The organism is Christiangramia sediminis (assembly GCF_020552705.1).
Lineage (GTDB): Bacteria > Bacteroidota > Bacteroidia > Flavobacteriales > Flavobacteriaceae > Christiangramia > Christiangramia sediminis.
The window spans coordinates 91,332-110,567 of record NZ_JAJBZG010000005.1 but is presented as its reverse complement, the minus strand read 5'-3'; the positions used below and the strand labels follow the sequence as shown (position 1 = coordinate 110,567).

At 37.2% G+C, this 19,236-nt stretch carries 16 protein-coding genes; 7 read left to right on the top strand and 9 right to left on the bottom strand.

Annotated features, from left to right (window positions below; translation table 11 throughout):
- Positions 1-178 precede the first annotated feature (178 nt).
- Genes LGQ90_RS09830 through deoD form a run of 3 tightly spaced genes read left to right on the top strand, consistent with a single transcriptional unit; the run spans position 179 to position 2,160 of the window.
- A complete protein-coding gene (locus LGQ90_RS09830; RefSeq protein ID WP_229340632.1) occupies positions 179-808 on the top strand; it encodes a DUF4403 family protein in 630 nt (209 codons plus the stop codon).
- Positions 809-1,450, top strand: coding sequence for a deoxyribose-phosphate aldolase (deoC, locus tag LGQ90_RS09825; protein ID WP_229340630.1), 642 nt, complete (start codon positions 809-811; stop codon positions 1,448-1,450).
- 11 nt (positions 1,451-1,461) lie between these two features.
- Positions 1,462-2,160, top strand: a complete 699-nt coding sequence (deoD, locus tag LGQ90_RS09820; RefSeq protein WP_229340628.1) for a purine-nucleoside phosphorylase — start codon at positions 1,462-1,464, stop codon at positions 2,158-2,160.
- Between the two features lie 7 nt (positions 2,161-2,167).
- Here the strand turns inward: deoD and LGQ90_RS09815 are convergent, their stop codons facing one another.
- Both LGQ90_RS09815 and LGQ90_RS09810 read right to left on the bottom strand, forming a co-directional pair.
- A complete protein-coding gene (locus tag LGQ90_RS09815; RefSeq protein WP_229340626.1) occupies positions 2,168-3,247 on the bottom strand; it encodes a DUF6544 family protein in 1,080 nt (359 codons plus the stop codon).
- 63 nt (positions 3,248-3,310) lie between these two features.
- Positions 3,311-4,144: a universal stress protein gene (locus LGQ90_RS09810; protein WP_229340624.1), complete on the bottom strand. Its 834-nt coding sequence runs from the start codon at positions 4,142-4,144 to the stop codon at positions 3,311-3,313.
- Positions 4,145-4,350: 206 nt separating this feature from the next.
- Between LGQ90_RS09810 and LGQ90_RS09805 the strand changes: the two genes are divergently transcribed.
- The 3 genes from LGQ90_RS09805 to LGQ90_RS09795 all read left to right on the top strand — a co-directional run bounded on the left by LGQ90_RS09805 (position 4,351) and on the right by LGQ90_RS09795 (position 7,515).
- On the top strand, positions 4,351-5,601 hold the full coding sequence (locus LGQ90_RS09805) for a PAS domain-containing sensor histidine kinase (protein ID WP_229340622.1): 1,251 nt from the start codon (positions 4,351-4,353) through the stop codon (positions 5,599-5,601).
- A gap of 11 nt (positions 5,602-5,612) precedes the next feature.
- Positions 5,613-6,653: a response regulator gene (locus LGQ90_RS09800; protein ID WP_229340620.1), complete on the top strand. Its 1,041-nt coding sequence runs from the start codon at positions 5,613-5,615 to the stop codon at positions 6,651-6,653.
- Positions 6,654-6,747: 94 nt separating this feature from the next.
- Positions 6,748-7,515, top strand: coding sequence for a universal stress protein (locus LGQ90_RS09795; protein WP_229340618.1), 768 nt, complete (start codon positions 6,748-6,750; stop codon positions 7,513-7,515).
- Between the two features lie 192 nt (positions 7,516-7,707).
- Here the strand turns inward: LGQ90_RS09795 and LGQ90_RS09790 are convergent, their stop codons facing one another.
- From LGQ90_RS09790 to LGQ90_RS09765, 6 genes are all read right to left on the bottom strand, one after another.
- A complete protein-coding gene (locus tag LGQ90_RS09790) occupies positions 7,708-8,100 on the bottom strand; it encodes a group III truncated hemoglobin (protein WP_229340616.1) in 393 nt (130 codons plus the stop codon).
- 3 nt (positions 8,101-8,103) lie between these two features.
- Positions 8,104-8,385 (bottom strand): hypothetical protein, encoded by a 282-nt coding sequence (locus LGQ90_RS09785; RefSeq protein WP_229340614.1) that lies wholly within the window; start codon positions 8,383-8,385, stop codon positions 8,104-8,106.
- A 242-nt stretch (positions 8,386-8,627) separates the two neighbouring features.
- The gene (locus LGQ90_RS09780; RefSeq protein ID WP_229340612.1) at positions 8,628-9,905 is read right to left on the bottom strand and encodes an acetyl-CoA hydrolase/transferase family protein; all 1,278 of its coding nucleotides are present in this window, start codon (positions 9,903-9,905) and stop codon (positions 8,628-8,630) included.
- A gap of 51 nt (positions 9,906-9,956) precedes the next feature.
- Positions 9,957-10,523, bottom strand: coding sequence for a YceI family protein (locus LGQ90_RS09775; protein ID WP_229340610.1), 567 nt, complete (start codon positions 10,521-10,523; stop codon positions 9,957-9,959).
- 78 nt (positions 10,524-10,601) lie between these two features.
- Positions 10,602-11,873, bottom strand: coding sequence for a hypothetical protein (locus tag LGQ90_RS09770; protein ID WP_229340608.1), 1,272 nt, complete (start codon positions 11,871-11,873; stop codon positions 10,602-10,604).
- A 26-nt stretch (positions 11,874-11,899) separates the two neighbouring features.
- A complete protein-coding gene (locus LGQ90_RS09765; protein WP_229340606.1) occupies positions 11,900-12,478 on the bottom strand; it encodes a YceI family protein in 579 nt (192 codons plus the stop codon).
- 417 nt (positions 12,479-12,895) lie between these two features.
- Between LGQ90_RS09765 and LGQ90_RS09760 the strand changes: the two genes are divergently transcribed.
- Complete coding sequence (locus LGQ90_RS09760) at positions 12,896-16,756, top strand: hybrid sensor histidine kinase/response regulator transcription factor (RefSeq protein WP_229340604.1); 3,861 nt, start codon at positions 12,896-12,898, stop codon at positions 16,754-16,756.
- Positions 16,757-16,831: 75 nt separating this feature from the next.
- Here LGQ90_RS09760 and LGQ90_RS09755 read toward each other — a convergent pair whose 3' ends face one another.
- Positions 16,832-19,231 (bottom strand): glycoside hydrolase family 31 protein, encoded by a 2,400-nt coding sequence (locus tag LGQ90_RS09755; protein ID WP_229340602.1) that lies wholly within the window; start codon positions 19,229-19,231, stop codon positions 16,832-16,834.
- Positions 19,232-19,236 lie beyond the last annotated feature (5 nt).

Below are 19,236 nucleotides of genomic sequence, written 5' to 3'. Positions count from 1 at the left end.
TGCTGTTTAACCTACAATTTCAAAATTGAATTGCCAGAAAAAAACCTTCCGGGCTAACGGGAGGTTTTTTCATTAAGTGCCAAAATTATAATTATCTATTAAAATTCGTTTCCTGTTCTGCTTATGCATATCTTTTATTTACCTTACTTAAAAGCAAAAATTAAAGAGATTATTGTAGATGATGGAAAAAATTGAGAAAATTTCAGATACCAATGTTAATGTAACCATCCCGGTAAAAATAGGCTATCCCGTTCTGGATAAATTTCTTCGGTCTAAAATGATCGGGGAGATCATCAGCAAAGAAGGTTCTGACGGTGAAAAGTCGAACTATGCTCAGATCCTGGATGTGACTATTGGACAGAGCGAACTGGAAGGTTTTGATCTTTGCCTTAATATAGATATTCAAACCCTCACAAGTCTTTTTAAGAATAAACGGGTCAAAATTCTATTTCACGCTGCTTTGAAGCTGCATAAAGAAGAACAAAGAATTTCTTTACAGGATTATAAAGTAGATGGTAAGACAAAGAACTGGATAGCAGATCAGGTGCTGGAAACGGTGGTGAACAAGTGGATGTATGATAAGCTTAAAAGAAAAATGAATTTCGATTTTATGCCTCATATCGAGGAACATATAAAATCACTAAATGAAAAGCTTGAAAATAAACTTGAAGCAAAGGAGGGAATTCATCTTATAGGAACTTTGGAAAATATGGAATTATCTAACCTTAAGGCAGGAGACGCCGATCTATGGGTTTCAGTAACCGTTAAAGGAACAGGTATAGTAGAGCTTACTAAACTGGATTTTTAGATGGAAGATCTTGCTAGCTATATAGACCAAACGCTACTGGCAGCTAATGCCACCCAGAAGGAGATAGAAAACCTCTGTGCTGAAGCAAAACAATATAAATTTTATGCAGTTTGCGTTAATAGTGGTAACCTTAAAATAGCCAGGAAATACCTTGATGATTCAGCTGTTTTAATTGCAGCGACCATTGGTTTTCCTTTAGGAGCCAGTTCTACTAAATCTAAAATTACTGAAGCAGAAACTGCGATTTTGGATGGTGCAGATGAAATAGATATGGTAATGAACTTAGGTTTTTTTAAAGATGAAAAATATGAGTTTGTGGGGTCTGAAATCGAAAGCATAAAAAAAGCGATTGGTAGTAAAATTCTGAAGGTCATCATTGAAACCTGTTATCTCACCGATAAGGAAATTGGTATCGCAAGTGAAATTGTTATGAATGCCGGAGCCGACTTTGTTAAAACATCCACTGGCTTTGGTAGTCGTGGAGCAAGTCTTAAGGATGTGAAGATCATGAAAGGGGTTGTAGGTGATAAAGTGAAAATAAAAGCTTCTGGAGGAATCAGAGATGCTGAAACAGCGAGGGAGTATATTAGTTTGGGAGTAAAGCGTATTGGAACTTCTTCAGGAATAAAAATCATTTCATAAAAACACAGCAGATGAGTTTGCATATTGAAGCTAAAAAAGGAGACATAGCGGAAACAGTTCTGCTTCCGGGAGATCCATTGCGCGCCAAATGGATTGCAGAAACTTTCCTCGAAAATACAGTGTGCTATAATAAAATTCGGGGAATGCTGGGATATACCGGGACTTATAATGGTAGAAGAATCTCAGTCCAGGGAACGGGAATGGGAATTCCTTCAGCGATGATCTATTGCCATGAACTTATTAAAGATTACCAGGTTAAAAACCTTATACGGGTTGGAAGTGCCGGCGCATTTCAGCCAGATCTCAGATTGCTGGATATAGTTATTGCCATGTCTGCATCTACTAATTCAGGTTTGAACAGGATTACCTTTAAGGATGCAGATTTTGCTCCTACCGCAAGTTTTGATCTCCTGTTAAAAGCTGTTGATTATGCGAAAGAAAAAGGCATAGATTTTAAAGCTGGTAATGTTTTATCTTCAGATATATTTTACGATGATGATCCCGATTATTATAAGAAATGGGCTGCTCACGGAGTGCTGTGTGCCGAAATGGAAACCGCCGGAATCTATACACTCGCGGCGAAATTTGGAGTTAATGCCTTGTCTATACTTACCATTTCAGATTCTTTGGTAAATGGAGAGGAAATTTCAGCTGAAATGCGTGAAAAAAAGTTGGGAGAAATGGTAGAGATAGCTCTCAATTTGGATTGATGATCTCTTATTCTTTTAGATTATATTTTATCTCCAGAACGTCAAATTTACCATATACAAAATCTTCTTCAGGATAATGCCATATAGCTTCCCCATAGCTGGCCAGGTGGTAACTATTAAAAAATTTGTAGCTGCCAACCGGCGTAGAGAACATAAATTTCTTCATTAGGTTTACCGAATAACGGTCGTTAGAAAAGAAATTCACCAATTGATCTTTCTCGTTAAACTCCAAAATTGCAGAAACAGATTTTCCGTAATTGGTAAAAATAACCTTAACCCTGTTTTTATCCGTTTCCTCCCAGGTAAATTGATCGTTGATGAGAGCCCCGGGAGCAAAAAGGCAAATGTCATTTAAATAAGTAACCATTTCTGAAACCAATAATTCTTCAGAACTAAGATCAATAATACTGAATATTGATAAAGGTTTTATGGTCATCTGGGCTGAACTGCCAGTATACTTATGATAGCCTTTAGTTGGAATACCATTGAAGTTAGCGCGCATAAAGAAATATCTCGCCGGTGCCTGAACAGTATTCAACTGTTCAGATTTAAAGCTAAACCATTTCTTTCCCTGTTCGCGCATCTTGCCAGAAAATTTGACCTGAAAATTTTCTATTTTCGGTTTTCCCAGAAAACCAGAAGTTGTTATATAACGCTGAACAGCCTCGGGTAAATGCGCAACGTCAGATTTGGCAATTATCTCATTCGTAAGCGGGGATGATATTATAGAATTTACCTTGTCTTTCTTAAAGGAATTTTCAAATCGCCATCCAGCAAAAGATAAAATGCCCGCTATAAGAATGATGATATTAAAAAGGCTTCCAAATTTAGCTTCGTGCCAATTAAGGATTATTAGGGTCTGGGATATTATAATAACGGGAATTGCAGTGATGATCCACAGAGGCTTTTTTAGAAGGAACATTATAATTGTTGCGAGCAATAAAATTGAGACCAGTAACCATAAAAAACCCTGAGATTTTGAAATCAGCGGGATTTCATTAACGTTGAACCAATGGTAAGCCTTGCCAAAACCTATTAGGTGAATTAGTAGATGTAAAAAAAGTATGATTATAAATAGGATTCTCATATCAAAATCCATTTAAAAGGCCTCTACAATTACTTCCGCAGAAAAAAGCCAGGTGTCCTAATCTTATATTTTAAAAGTGATCACAGGAATATTGGCGTGATTGGCAATATCCTCTCCCATACTTCCCAGGAAGAAATGTCCCAGGCCTGTGCGTCCGTGAGTAGAGATCGCTACCACATCTACCTTGGATTTAGCACAATAATTAAAAATTCCTTTTTCAGCGGTATAGTCATCATAAAAATGAATTTCATCTTTAAATTTACTGTTATCCAATCCTGCATCTACCAGGAAATTATAGGCCTTTAATTCCATTTCCCGGGTGCTCATGAATTTTTCAGGAATATTGATAAACAGTACCTGGGGTCGCACATCAAATATTTTAAAGAATTCTCTTGCTCTGATAAATGAATCAAGAGTTTCTAATTGAAAATCGGTTACAAAAACAGCCTTCTTAATATTAAATGCAGGAGTTCTATCCTTTATAACCAAAACGGGTATTTCTGAATAGCGTACTACTTTTTCGGTGTTTGAGCCTACAAAAACCTCTTTAACACCGGCAACACCATTTGAACCCATCACAATAAGATCGGCTCCATATTCATCTATGATCTCATTTATTTCTGTAAAATCTTTATGGGTTTTTACGACCTGAGAAACATCAATTCCTTTCAGGTAATCTTTGTCAAGTAATTTATCAAATCGTTGTTTGGTGAGTTTCATAAAGTAGATAGCATTGAAAACTTCTTGCTTTTCATCTTTGGTAAGAAACGAATCTGCAAGCCCCATCATATGCATCACTATAATCTCGGCATCCTTTTTCTTGGCAATACTGGCGGCCACTTCAAGGGCATATTCAGAATGTTCTGAAAAATCTACAGGAACTAAAATAGTTTTCATGACTAAAAATTTATACTCAAATATCCTGATTTATGGAACTAAGAAATATGACGATAGTCAGTATATTTAGAATATTGCGAAAATAGATTTTAGGTAATTCGTGATTTTATAAATATCTTCTGCAGAAACCAGTTTTGGATGTGGGCTTATTTATAAGGTGATTTGAAAAAAAGATTTTACCTTTAGTATTTTAAAAGAGATTTAATTTGCAGGACAACTTTATAGATAACAAAAATGTTTTCAACCTTCTATTTCAGGCAGCTTCTGAAGGTATTATTGTGGTAAATTCAAAACAAATAGTGGTCGCTGCCAATAAGGCCGCCCAGGAAATGTTTGGCTATGAAGAAGGGGAAATTATCAATCAGCATCTCGATATGCTTATTCCTAAAGAATACCACCATAAGCATCATAATCATTTCAATAAATTTCTTGATAAGAGTGAGAAGAGGCAAATGGGACATGGTCGGGACCTGCATGGTGTAAAGAAAAACGGTACATTGTTTCCAGTGGAAGCCGGTCTTAATCCGTTCAGTCTGGATGGGAATGATTATGTGATGTCTCTTGTGATAGATATCACCGTTAGAAAGGAGACTCAGAAGCAGATCAAAGAACTTAATGCCCGGCTGGAAGATAAAATTAAAGTGCGAACGCAGGAATTGAGTGACAGTGTGGAAGAACTTCAAAAGCTGAATCTGGACCTGGAAGACGAAATAAGACGCAGGAAGCAAGCTGAAAAGAAAATAAAAGATGCACTTCAAAAGGAAAAAGAGCTGAACGAATTGAAAACCAAATTTCTCTCTCTTGTTTCGCATGAATTTAAAACTCCTTTAAGCGGTATTCTTACTTCAGCGACACTTGCTGAAAAATACACCAGGGAAGAGCAGCAGGAAAAAAGAGAGAAGCACCTGGTGACTATTAGGAATAAGGTGCATTATCTTAATAATATCCTGAATGATTTTCTTTCAATTGAAAGGCTGGATAGTGGCAGAGGGCAGTATAAGTTTTCAAATTTCAGCCTGAAAAGGTTGATCAATGAAGTGGTTTATAATGCAAATGTCACCTTAAAGGACGGTCAGGAAATAATTTATCCTAAAGAAATAGAGGATGTTCAACTTTATATGGATGAAAAGATCCTGGAACTTATACTTTCCAATTTACTGGGAAATGCGATAAAATATTCTCCAGAAGACACTTTAATAAATTTTAAAATTGATTTTGAGAACGAATTTATTGTCTTTAAAATAGAGGACCAGGGCAGGGGAATTCCTCAAAAAGACCAAAAGCATATTTTTGAAAGGTATTTCAGGGCTGAGAATGCTTTGCTGGACCAGGGAACAGGAATAGGCCTAAATATTGCCCGGACACATTTAGAAAATCTTGGTGGAACTATTTCATTTGAAAGTAAAGAGAATGAAGGCACCGAATTTACCATTAAAGTTCCGCTGAAAAAATCCTAAAGAAAAGAATAATGAAGAAATTACTGCTTATTGAAGATGATGTTACTGTTAGAGAAAACACCGCAGAATTACTAGAGCTATCTAATTATGATGTAATAACTGCCTCCAACGGCAGACATGGAATTGAAAAAGCAAAGCAAACCCATCCCGATATTATAGTTTGCGATATTATGATGCCAGAGATAGACGGGTATGGCGTTTTAGATGCATTGAGTAAAGATCCTGACACACGAAATATTCCGTTTATTTTTCTTTCTGCAAAGACGGAACATAAGGATATTCGTAAAGGAATGGATCTTGGTGCCGATGATTATCTAACCAAACCCTTCGAAGAAGAAGAGCTTTTAAGCGCAATTGAAAGCCGACTGGCCAAAGTGGAAATCCTTAATTCTCACCGGGAACAGGTTGCACCACAAAAAGAGGAAAAGCTAAGCAGTATTGAAGACCTGAAAGAAGTTTTTAGTCAGGAAGAATTGCAGTTTTTTAAAAAAGGGGAGGCCATCTATGAAAAAGGAAAGCACGCAAATTTCTTTTATCTCGTCAAAAGGGGGGTGGTAAAAGCCCATAGAATGGATAATCAGGGAAAGGAATTGATCACCGAGCTATATAAGGAAGATGATTTTTTCGGAAATCATACCAATAATTCTCAAGGTTCCTTTGAAGATTATGCGACTGCTATGGAGGACACTCAGCTTTACGCGGTTTCCCGTGAAGAATTTTATAATATTCTCTCAACAAACCCTAAGCTCACCATGCAGCTTGTAGAGGTATTAAGTAATAATCTTTCAGAACTTAAACAACAATTGATGGATATGGCCTATGGTTCTGTAAAAAAGAAAACGGCCAATACTATTTTACTTTTCGCTGAAAGGATCAAAAAACATCCTCTAAAAAGTATCAGGATTTCACGTGCAGATCTTGCTGGTGTAGCTGGAATGGCCCCGGAAAGTCTTATAAGGACCCTGTCTGAATTTAAAAAGGATGGACTTATTGAGATCGAAGGCCGAAATATCAAATTACTGGATTCAGAGGCACTGAAAAATATTAAATAAAAAGAAATTCAATTAAATACGAAGAACTGATTTCCATCATTTTTTCTAGTGGAGACTTCACCTAATTTCGCTGTAATGTATTAAGTGATTTTCCATGAATGTTTTAATTCTGACCGATTTTTCAGAAACTTCCGATAACGCAGGCAGATATGCTGTTGATTTCTTGAAAACAACAGACGTAAATTTCTATTTATTGAATATACATAGCTTCAATTTTAACAGATCTGCAAGTGATGTTCTGGAAAATGAGTTGATAATTACCTTAAGTGAACTCCAAAAGAAAGCAAAAGAACTAAAGAAATACGCCGGAAATAAATCACATAAATTTCACACTATACTTTCTTCAGAAAACCTTATTAGTGCCGTAAGAAAAGCACTGCAGGAAAAGAAGATAGACCTTATCTTTATTGGTGCAGTTAGCCAGAATGAACATACACATCCCATCCTGGGCGATCATGCCTACGAGGTGGTTCGAAAAATAAAATGCAATATCATTGCCGTACCCGGTAAATGCGATTATAAAACTCCCCGAAAAGCCGTATTTCCAGTAGATCATTCAATATTATCTATGGAGGAGCAAAGACAAATACTCAAAAACCTTAATTATTTAAATTCTTCAGACTTTACATTTGTAGAGGTAAAAGATGGCGATGTGGAATACCCTCATTTATATACTGATGAAACTCCTTTAACAACTCCCATTCCTTTTACCAGGTCTCTTTTTAAAGATATTCAAAATCAATATGATATCATTTTTGTGATAGGAAAGAACCTGAGTCTCTGTGACCGGCTTTTACATACAGAATATGGTTTCTCTGCCAATATGAATATCGAGATTCCCATCTTCGTATATCACGGATAATTTTTTATATGAAAACTTTAGTTAAATTACGAGCTTGTGTCAAATGATTTTTCTTCAGTTTTTCTAAGTGAGAGAAAACAAACTGCTGCAAAGAGACCACACCAGAAGAAAAAAATATAGGAAGAGTTTAGAAAAATGGAACGATCAGTTTATCTACAACTGGAAACAATTTAGTATTGGAAAACGGCAGATTTATTTATTTGCCTGTCTGCCCTGATAGATCCTTAGAAAGAGATGAGTTGACATTTTACGGGCATTATTTTTTAGGCGTTGAGCCATTTCTCCTTCAAACAACTCATCAATGGTTTGAAACCAAAGGTTAAGCCAGATCCCAAAGTGATATTCAGTAATAGAATTATGGTGAGTTCTATCCACTTTTACATGTGCTATGGCAGGATTTCCACTAAAACTACCTGTAAAGAAGAGGTTACTTTCCCAAAAATCGGTGATCTTTTCCAAATGATCATCCCAGTTGTGAATGGTATTATTGAAAAAGTAACCTATCTCCTCATTCTTACGGACTTTGCTATAAAAATTCACTACCAGTTTATTGATATCTGCACGTTCTTTTAAATCTTCTTTCATAGGCTATAATATATTGATAAGAATAAAAATAGTGCTTATAAGAATGCTAATAATAAGAGAATTGAAGACAAATTTGGATTTTAATTGTGCCAGTACCGAGGCATTATACCACATACAGGCTACCACGATTACGCCAAGCTGTATCATCTCTCCAATAGCATGTCCATTCATGAGTACCAGCATGGCTGCGATAGAGCCTAGACAGCTTGAAACAATAATACCTGTAGTGGCTCCTGCGTAAAAATCCCGGGTAAATTCTGAAAGTTGTTTCTGATAAAAAGTCATAATTTCTAATATTTGATTTGTTATGTAAAACTATGAACCAGAGTACTTTTAAAATATGACAGGAGTCAGGAAACGCAAACTATATTAATTCATGAAAATTTAAAATTTGACAGTTGAATGTTATTCAGGCAGATATGAAGGCATAAATAGGCCAGTATGAGCTAAACGAAGTGCAGCGCAGCTGTCTCTTTGTAGAGACTGCTGCGCTGCACTTAACCTCGCTCGTTAAAACAATTCGAAAATTATGCGTTTAATCTTTCAAACGCCTGTCTAGAAAGTTCTTCCCTGTGGTCTGGATGTGAAATTGAAATTAAAGCTTCAGCACGTTGCTTGAGGTTTTTTCCAAAAAGATTGACCACACCATATTCGGTGGCTATATAGTGCACATGAGCACGGGTAGTGGTTACGCCGGCTCCTTCTTTTAAGTAAGGAACAATCTTGGAAATTCCATTTTTAGTTACTGAAGGTAAGGCTATGATCGCTTTTCCTCCTTCAGAAAGTGCAGCACCGCGTATAAAATCCATTTGGCCACCAACACCGGAATACTGAATCTTGCCAATAGTATCGGCACAAACCTGGCCGGTAAGATCAATTTCAATGGCTGAATTGATCGCAGTTACTTTTGGATTTTTTCTAATGATCGCGGTGTCATTGGTGTAGGCCGCTTCTTTAAAATGTACCAGGGGATTGTCATCTACAAAATCATACAGTTTTGGAGAGCCTACTGCAAAGCAGGTAACCAGTTTTCCGGTCTTTACCGCCTTTTCTTCACCGGTGATAATACCTTTTTCAATAAGCGGCAAAATGCCATCAGAGAACATTTCGGTATGAATTCCTAATCTTTTATGATTCGTAAGATTATTGAGTACAACATTCGGAATACCACCAATACCCATTTGCAGGGTAGCACCATCTTCAATAAGTTCCGCAACATGCTTCCCTATTTGTTTCTCAATATCTGTAGGTTCAGATAAGTGAGCAGAATGTATGGGCTGGTCTACTTCTATGGCTGCATCAAACTGGCTTATATGAATAATCCCGTCACCGTGCGTCCGGGGAACGTGGGGATTAATTTGTGCAATCACTTTTTTTGCATTTTGAATAGCCGGTAAAGTGATGTCTACTGAAACTCCTAAAGAACAGTACCCATGTTTATCTGGCGGAGAAACCTGGATAAATGCGAAATCCAGCGGAAGTATATTTCTACGGAATAGCACATGGATCTCACTTAGAAAAATGGGAATATATGCTCCAAAATTAGAGTTTACTGCTTTTCTAACATTCCCGCCTACAAAGCAACTGTTTGTTTTAAAAGAATCCTGATAGGGTGGTTCTGTATATAATGCCTTTCCTTCGGTATGTATCTGGATGATCTCTACATTTTTAAGATCCTCATATCTTTCACAAAGGGCATCTATCAATACATTAGGAGTCATTGCAGCACCCTGCAAAAAAACTCTTTGATTAGATTTTACCTCTTTCACCGCTTCCTGGGCGGAAACAATTTTTAAACTTTTCATATAATTATTTTAATACTGAATTATAAATATCTCAGATCTTTATAGCAGTCTCTAATGAGCGACCTGAAGATCGAACTGGACTTCGATGATTTCATCTACCTCTATAAGACCCAGTGCTTTTTTAGGTGGTTTCAATCCAAAATCACGAATATTCATTTTAAATTTTCCTTTAAAGCGATCTTCCGTAAGTAGCACAGGTAAATCATATTTATTACTCTTTCCGGCGAGATCTACCTCAATATAGGCTTTGGCATACTCTTTAGAAACCAGCTCCACATGATCTATATGGATCACAATTTCAGGATACTTATCATTCATAAGCAAATCCTGAAAATCAGAGTTCATCCTTTGATTCCCACAATCAAAACCCTCAGTGCGAAGATGAAGTTCAAGATCTTTGAACCTGAGATATTCCTCATCTTTAAAATATACAAAACTTTTTGGTTTACTTATTAGCTGGATATCAAACTTGCAGTCAAACTTATTTACGTTAGTACTTCCTGCAATAATGAGTTCACTGCTTGGTAGAATTTTTATACTTCCTTTTTCAAAATCCCTTTGTGCGTTCACACAAATGCAAAAAAGAAAACTTCCTATGCACATTAAAAGATTTTTCATGATATAGAATTGAGATTCTTATAAATAATTTCGGGTAGAACACCATTACAGAATTCTACCCGAAAAGCAATCCAAATATTAGAAGCTAATGGCTGCTTCAACCATCAATCCATTAAACTTCCCGTCATTATGAATATCGGTTACAGGATAGTCATTATATTTTTGGTTAACATATTCTAACTTCATTAGAATGTTTCTAGTCATAAACCATCCCGCTCCAAGTTGAAATCTGTTTACGCTTACATCTGCGCCTCCTTGAAGTTCTCCATCAGCAACACTGTATCGTCCTCCTAAATAAAGATCGTCATCACCACCAAATCTGTAGATAAGCTCACCTGCATAGTGATTCCAGGTTCTTTCGTCAGTTTCTGAAGCAGCTTTTCCCTGCGCTCTTTCATAGATTCCGAAGAATTCAAGTCCACCATATTTTAGGAATGGGTTGATCATGATAGAAGTCATTTCATTTCTAAGGTTAGGGTTTATTCTACCTGCTCTAAAAGTATCTCCGTTGCCGTCAATATCGGTAAAAACATTGTAGTATCTGGATCCTGCACGGTCTCCACTATACAAATAAGCACTTCCGGTCTGGTTGGTATGGTAAAGTGATCCTGTTAATCTAAATCTTAAATCTTCTGTAAGATAATTATCGTATCCCAATTTAGCCAAAAGGGAAGGGCTGGTAGTTTCAGGATTGGTCACTGCCTGATTTAGTTTTCCGTTTGTAAGTCCCAACATTCCAAGCCATCCATTATTGAAGTAGTAAACTTCTGCACCTACTTCTGTAGTGAAACTGTCCATCAAGTAATTACCGATGAAAGGATTATAAAGCGACATCGCATTGTCGGTTCTTCTAAAGTGAGCGTCCCCGTAGTTATTTTCCATATGTCCAATTTTCACTCTAAGGTGATCCATAAGATCTTCAGCAAAACCCTGGCTTATAAAATCCAGTTTATCTATCTGGATATACCCGCCTTTTACATAGGTTTCGGTATGGTGCTGAGAAGAAAGATAAGTTCTAAGATGCATACGAACACCACTGTAAAGTACCACATCAAGGTCCAGGTTGGCAGTAGCAAGGTTGAAGTTATCACCTATTTCCTGCAATACAGGGGTTGCTTCATTGCCTGAATTTTCATGATCTAATGCCTGAAACTGGATTGTGGATGCACCTCCAATTCTAACGTGTACTCCGTCAAAGGTAGTTACACTGTCTTTTGGTGCTTCAAATTCATTGATTCCTCTTTGGTCACGTGCACGGAAATTGTCCAGGTCACGGTTATTTTGTCCAATTGCAGAGGTTGCTATCAGTGCGATAAGCATTATACTGATGTATTTAGTAATAGTTTTCATATCTATAATTATTAAGGTTGAAGTTTTTATTTATTAAATTGAGTAGTAAATTTTATTTTAACCATATCACCGGTTTTTATGGAGCCAAACATCGCTGTAGGAGGGTCTATTTCGAAATCGGTCATTTTGAGTTTGTGTTCGCCGGAGAGAACAATTTTATTGCTGTCTGATTTCAGATTAAAATTGAGGTTGATCTCTTTTTTTACTCCTGCGATCGTTAGGTTTCCTTTAGTTGATACTTTATAAGTGTTACCAGAAGTATTTTCAATACTATTTACTTTTTGAAGCTGGTAAGTAATAGACTTATATTTATCTGTGTTTAAAGCTTTGTAAGTGTTTTTATCCATTCCGCTTTTCCCACTCATTAAACTTTCGGCTATTACTGAAAATTCAAGATTTTCGATGTCGTCTATTTTTCCTTCATCAAGATCAATATTAATAGTCCCGCTGGTATTTTCTGCTTCAATGGTCCAGTCATGGATATTTGAAGTTCCATCTACTATAAGACTGGAAGATTGATTATCTAGTTTGTAGGATTGAGCATTTATTCCAGTACTTATTAGAAGTGTTGCGATCAAAATCCTTAAAGAGCTGTAAAGTTTCATATCAATTGCGTTTTAAAATCAGTACAAAGGTGGGGTAGGAGTACTTATTAAATTATGACCGTTATCAGCTTTAAGATGATTTTGTCTAATCCTGGATTTTTAGCCTAATAGTTTAAAGGAATAATAGGGGAAATCCCGTAGTTTTCGTCATTTTGAGTTTACCGATTGGAAATAAAAAGTTTGCACCGTATATTTATATGTTGTTATTCGGTAAAACGATAACACGAAGGCTAACTGAATATGCGTTTGTATATTGGTTAGCCTTTTTTTATACCAATTAAAATTTCTGTCTGAAAATTCTTTCTTTATATTGTTAATATCGTCTTAATAAATCGCCTCCAAAACTTTAATAAACAGTGATTTATAAGTCTTTTAATTCCTAAATTATCCCTGTTTATATCAACTAAAATTTGAGATTTGGGGCATTTTAAATTGAGATTTCTGTATTCCTTACTGGTAATTTTGGGGTGTACCGGTATGGGTATCGGGCAGGAAGTAAATTCAGTTAAGAGGATAAAAGCTGTTCAATCATTTATTAAAGCTGAAGAGGTGCATATCCAGCAGGATTTCGGCGATAATCTCTGGATCACTACTCCGGTAAAGGTGATGGCCTATAATTCGATAGAGGTAAAAGATTACAATAAATTCAGAGGCGTACCGAAGGAGATAGGGACAGAATTCATTGAAACCTATACCGATTCTGAAAATAAAATATGGCTTTCGGGTAATCAGGGTCTAGCTGTTTTTAATGCTCATAAAAATGAATTTCAGTTTGTAAGTAATATAACCGGAAGGATATATGCTATGCTGGAAGATCCGGCTAAACAATTATGGCTGGCTGCAGAGAACGGTATTTTTAAGCTGAACGTCGATTCTGATAAAAAAGATTTTGGAATTTCACGTTTTCTTTCAGAGAACACGATGGCTTCAGATATTGTTTTATTCAATAATAATATAGTATTCGCAGGTCCAAATGGCATCCTCACTATCAACAGGCGATCCGGCAAATTTAATAAGCTGGATATGGGATATCATGATCTGGATATTACCGCAGCACTCCCTCTAAACGATAAGCTGATCTTCGGAACTAAAAGCGGAGGAATGTTCATGGCTACTGCTGATCTCAAATCTGTCCAGAAAATATATTCCTTAGTCTATGCTCTTTCCAGAGAACAGATCACAGACCTGGAAAAATTTGATGATGAAATTATTGTTTCTACGAATGGCTCCGGAATCTTTCGTCTGGATGAGGATCTAAATCTTATAAGCGGTAAGGATGCAACATATCCGGAAAATATCTATAGAATTCATCTGAATGATCAGAACCTTTTGTGGATGGTGGCAAAAGAAGGTTTATATCTTCAGAATTTTTCCAGCTTTGCAATACAAAAATTCAGAAATGATCCTGCGGTCTATTCCAGTCTTGCCGATGATTTTGTGACGGCCTCTGAAACCGATTCCCAGGGAAACGTCTGGTTTGGAACCGGGAAAGGCTTGAGTATCTGGAATCCTGAGACCGATCGTTGGAGACATATAAAGAACCTTAATTATACCCGGCATATGAATAAGCCGGATGATATTACAGATATCGTAGCTACCGGTGATCATTTATGGGTGGCCACGGCAGATGATGGTGTATATAAGATCAATATACATACGCTGCTTCGTGCTCATTACTCAGTCGATGCGCTATACAAAACAGAGATTCAGTCGGCAAGTTCACTTTTTGTAGATGCCAAGGCCAATGTCTGGATTGGTGGAGAAGAGGCTTACTTAAATATGATTAAACCGAATAACGAGATAAAGACCTATCCCATAAAAGGAGTAAAAGCTATTGCTGAATTAGGTCCTAAAAAGATCATTATCGCTACAAAATCCAGGGTACATTCATTAGATCCATATTCAGGCCGTATTACAGATCTGGATGAGTTAACGGCAAATGAAGAGCTTTTATATTATTCTATAAACGATCTAAAGATCACCAGAGAAGGCCTTGGATTATTTGCAACAGAAGGTTCTGGTCTATTGACCTATGATTTTGAATCGGAAAAATTAGAAATACTGGGTGAGGATTCGAGCTTACCTTCCAATAATGTAACAGGAATTCAAGGGGATCTCAATGAAGGTCTTTGGCTGGCAACAGATAAGGGTCTGGCCTTTTATGATGCCGGTAACGGTTCTGTAAAAGTATTTTCAGAATTGAATGGTTTAAGTACAAATGAACTTACCGCCGATATTACAGAACTGAAAAACGGATCGTTGGTAATTGGAAGTTCCAAAGGGATCAATGTTTTCAGACCAAAAACGATGCTGGCTCAGCAGGAATTCAAGCCAGAACTGAAATTGAAGAAAATGAGCCTGCCTTCAGAAAAGGATGGTAAAAAGGCGAATATTGACCTGGCAGGAAGAGAACAGGTAGAAATTGATGAAACAAAAGGCTTTAAGATCGAGTTTGCCGGGATCTCACATCTTGATCCTGAGTCTATCTTATATTCCTGGAAGATGGAAGGCCTGGATGAGGAATGGAGTAATCCTTCTCAAGTCAATACTGCAAGTTATTCAAATCTGGCTCCTGGAAATTATATTTTCAAAGTTCGTGCGAAGTTAGGTGACGCAGCCTGGTCAAATCCGGAAGAGCTTAAAGTAAATGTAGAAGCCATTGGAGGTACTGTAAGTAGTGTTTATTTATTTATGGGAGTTAGTGTTCTGGCTATGGTAGCGATCTTTGTCTTTGTCTTTTTAAGACGTTCTAAAAATGCTGATCAACTTGCAAAGGCAGAACTTAGAGATCAGCTTCAAAAGGAATTTAAGAAGCCTGTAGAGAGCGCTGTACAATCTTTAAGTAAAATTTCAGCCTCAGCCGATGCAGGCAACACGGAGGATCTTCAACGTTATGCCGCCAGGTTTGATGAACTTTTTAACCAGATACTAAATTTTAATTATCAGCAATCGGTTTATGAGATCTCAAAGATCAATATCCAAAATCATCTTCCGCAGGTGATAAAAGATATTGAGCCGGTTTATAAGATGAAAGAACTGGAAGTGATCATGAACAATCAATGGGGGAATTCAGAATTCTATTATAATATGGAAATGCTGGATAAGATAATTTTCAGTCTTATTTCAGGAAGCGCCGGATATTCCTTCAATAAGGGTAAACTTATCATTAATCTTATCCAGACCAGTGTGGGAGATCTTAAACTACAGATCACTGACAATGGAAGGGGAATCCCTGAACATGATATTAAGGTCCTTGAAAAGAAAAAATCTTTAAATCCAAAAACGAAGTTCCGCGATAAAGGTGGTTTAAAATATATTTTGAAAGCGCAGGATCTCATATCGAAGGCGGGAGGAAGCTTTAGTTATGAAACTGAAAAAAATGAAGGTTCAACTTTTACAGCGGTTCTAAAAAATAAGAAGGAAGATTATCGAAAAGTGCCGGAAAGAGCGGCGGCTATTTTTAAAGCCGAAAAGACCAAACCGGTGCAAAAAACCGAGTTTCCTGTAGAGATCACCAATTTTAGCGAAAGCAAGATCCTGATCATAGAAAACGATGTGGAAACAAGAAATCTGCTGGTAAACAATATTGGTAAATATTGCCAGATATATCAGGCCGGGACTGCAGAAGAAGGAATTGAGAAAGCCGGGATGATATTTCCTGATATTATCATTTCAGCTATGGTTCTTCCAGATATGAATGCCTTTCAGCTTTCAAAAATGCTGAAAAGAAATATTGGTCTTAATCACATCAATATCTTTCTGATTGCTGAAGAAGATCAGGTTCTTGGAAATGATCAGTTGGAGGAGATGGTAGAAGTTCTTAGAAAACCTATAGATATTAATTTACTACTTGCTAAGATCACCCGGATCCTTACCTGGCAAATGGATTTGAGAAATTCATATGTGAGATCGCATATAGAAGCGGTGGAGGTAAAGTTCAGAAATGAGAGCGATGAAAAATTTATTACCAATCTTAGCGATATCGTGGTACAAAATATCAGGAATGAGAATTTTTCAGTCCATGACCTCAGCGCTGCACTGGGAATTACCAGTAATACTTTATTTATGAAACTGAAAAGCCTGGTAAATCTTTCACCTCAGGATTTTATGGAGTTCACAAGGCTCAATTATGCCAGGGACCTGATGGAACATACAGATATGAATGTGATGGAAGTGGCCTATAAATCTGGCTTTTCGAGCCCTAAGCTTTTCTACAGTTCCTTTAAGAAATTTTATGGCTACAGTTTAACCGATGCCGTAGAAGATAAATCTATTTAATATTACCCTGACAAAAATTAGCCTGTCTTTATCCAATGATGAGACAGGCTAATTGATTTTTAGGGATTATGATCGTTATCCTACCAGATGAATATCGCTGAATTCTTTGTCTACGATAATCGTTTTTTCTTCAGCATTATACTGAAGCTTCTCTAAAGGAACTTCTTCATTCTCGAAGATCACTTTTTTGACTTCAAAAGGCAGGCCGTGAAATTTCAGTTTGAATCTTGTGTAAGAAGCAGAATATCTACCGCTTTTATGTTGCTGAACAATGATCGCATCTTCTCTTCCCGTAAGTTTGAAAGTACGCAGGCTGTAAATATTTTGGCGATACTCATATCCATCATGCGCATCCTCATAAAATTCAGAACTTTCCTTACCCAGCTTAAAATAAACATCCAGGCTTATTTCTTCAATTTTCAATTCATCAACATATTGCTGAACCGGATATTTTGGAATTATAGCTCCTTCCTTTATATAAATAGGGATCGTGTCTAAAGGCGCATCTACCCACATTTCCTTACCTCCGGTCACCAGTTTATCATTCCAGAAGTTGTACCACTTCCCACGAGGGATATACATTCTTCTTCCCTGTACGTTTGGCTCCTGAACAGGACATACAAGAATCTGATTTCCAAAAATGAATTCATCTGCCCTATAGTGGGTTTGTACATCTTCCTGATCGTAATATACCAGTGGTTTTAAAATTGGGGAGCCTTCCTGCACATATTTATGGAATGCGGTATACAAATATGGTAAAAGCTGATATCTCAATTCTACATATTTTCTGGCAATATCAAGTACTTCCTCACCAAAGAACCATGGTTCCTGCTCTCCGTGATCTCCGGAAGAGTGAACTCTACAAAAAGGATGGAAAATCCCTAATTGTAACCATCGGGTGTAAAGTTCTCCCGAAGGCTGCTCGGCAAATCCTCCAATATCAGAGCCTGAAAAACTCATTCCACTCATGCAAAGTCGCTGGATTTGAACGTTTGCCAGCCATAAATGTTCCCAGCTAGCCACGTTATCCCCGGTCCAGGTTGAGGTATATCGTTGTCCTCCTGAATAATTCGCACGGGTAATGATAAATGGTCTTTTTGGGAAATTAAATTTCTTCACTCCCTCATAAGTCGCGCGAGCCATCTGCATCCCGTAAATATTATGAGCTTTACGATGGCTACATCTGTGACCATCATAATCATGTCTCACGTCAAGCGGAAAAGTTTTTCCCGGAACCTCCATTACAGCAGGTTCATTCATGTCATTCCACACGCCTTTAACACCGATGTCTCCAATTAGCTCTCTGTATAATCCGCTCCACCATTCTCTAACTTCAGGATTGGTAAAATCTGGGAAATAACATTCCCCGGGCCATACTTTACCTCTCATATAAGGCCCATCTGCTCTTCGACAGAAATAATCATTTTCCAGGGCTTCTTTAAAAATATCGTAACTGAGGTCAATCTTAATTCCGGGATCTATGATCGCAACGGTTTTAAAACCATCTTCTTCCAGCTCACGTACCATCCGTTTTGGATCTGGAAAATATTCCTTATTCCAGGTGAAACATCGAAAACCGTCCATATAATCAATGTCCAGATAGATCGCGTCACAGGGAAAATTCAATTCCCTGAATCTTGAAGTGATCTCTTTTACCTTGCTTTCCGGATAATAGCTCCATTTACACTGGTGAAAACCTAAAGCCCACATTGGGGGTAATTCAGGTTTACCGGTGAGATCGGTATAGGTAGTAAGTACATCGGCCATTTGCGGGCCGTAGATGAAATAGTAATTCATCTCTCCACCATCTGCCCAAAAGCTGGTGACATGCCTTCTTTCACTGCAAAAATCGAAATGAGTTTTAAAGGTATTGTCAAAGAATATTCCGTAGGAAAGATTATTGTGAAGTCCCATATAGAAAGGAACTGCTTTATAAAGCTCGTTAGTATCCTTTCCGTAGGCATACTGGTCTGTATTCCATAAACTGAGACGTTTTCCCTTAAGGTTGAAATTAGTAGGTTTATCCCCCAAACCGAAGAAATTCTCCTGTTCTTTGGAAGATTTACTCATCTTGACGAAATTCCCTCCAAACTCAAAGCTTTCTTCCCAATGGAAACCCAATTCGTCTTCAAGAATCGGTTTTCCGTTGAGTTCATACATTCCCACCCTGATATCGTCTTTTGCTACCCTGCAAAGAAATTTTTCTGTGGTGATCACAATATGGGTTTCAGTTTCATCAACTTTAAGCTGATTGAATCCATGTGGATGATCTTCATCTACCGCATAAGAGAAATCGTTCTCAAAAATGCCATTTGTAGAATAACGAAGTCTTAACATATTATCCCGAAGAACCGTAATTTGAAGTCTAACTCCGTTCTTGGTGATAAAATTTATAGTATCCTGGTCGTGCTCAAATGATATTAATCCGCTGGGGTATAGATTCCCCTTGTGTTCTAGTTCTGTGTTGGTAATCATAGTCT

Coding starts and splice junctions, on each gene's coding strand:
- LGQ90_RS09830 (WP_229340632.1), top strand. CDS start 179: ATGATGGAAAAAATTGAGAAAATTTCAGATACCAATGTTAATGTAACC.
- deoC (WP_229340630.1), top strand. CDS start 809: ATGGAAGATCTTGCTAGCTATATAGACCAAACGCTACTGGCAGCTAAT.
- deoD (WP_229340628.1), top strand. CDS start 1,462: ATGAGTTTGCATATTGAAGCTAAAAAAGGAGACATAGCGGAAACAGTT.
- LGQ90_RS09815 (WP_229340626.1), bottom strand. CDS start 3,247: ATGAGAATCCTATTTATAATCATACTTTTTTTACATCTACTAATTCAC.
- LGQ90_RS09810 (WP_229340624.1), bottom strand. CDS start 4,144: ATGAAAACTATTTTAGTTCCTGTAGATTTTTCAGAACATTCTGAATAT.
- LGQ90_RS09800 (WP_229340620.1), top strand. CDS start 5,613: ATGAAGAAATTACTGCTTATTGAAGATGATGTTACTGTTAGAGAAAAC.
- LGQ90_RS09795 (WP_229340618.1), top strand. CDS start 6,748: ATGAATGTTTTAATTCTGACCGATTTTTCAGAAACTTCCGATAACGCA.
- LGQ90_RS09790 (WP_229340616.1), bottom strand. CDS start 8,100: ATGAAAGAAGATTTAAAAGAACGTGCAGATATCAATAAACTGGTAGTG.
- LGQ90_RS09785 (WP_229340614.1), bottom strand. CDS start 8,385: ATGACTTTTTATCAGAAACAACTTTCAGAATTTACCCGGGATTTTTAC.
- LGQ90_RS09780 (WP_229340612.1), bottom strand. CDS start 9,905: ATGAAAAGTTTAAAAATTGTTTCCGCCCAGGAAGCGGTGAAAGAGGTA.
- LGQ90_RS09775 (WP_229340610.1), bottom strand. CDS start 10,523: ATGAAAAATCTTTTAATGTGCATAGGAAGTTTTCTTTTTTGCATTTGT.
- LGQ90_RS09770 (WP_229340608.1), bottom strand. CDS start 11,873: ATGAAAACTATTACTAAATACATCAGTATAATGCTTATCGCACTGATA.
- LGQ90_RS09765 (WP_229340606.1), bottom strand. CDS start 12,478: ATGAAACTTTACAGCTCTTTAAGGATTTTGATCGCAACACTTCTAATA.
- LGQ90_RS09755 (WP_229340602.1), bottom strand. CDS start 19,231: ATGATTACCAACACAGAACTAGAACACAAGGGGAATCTATACCCCAGC.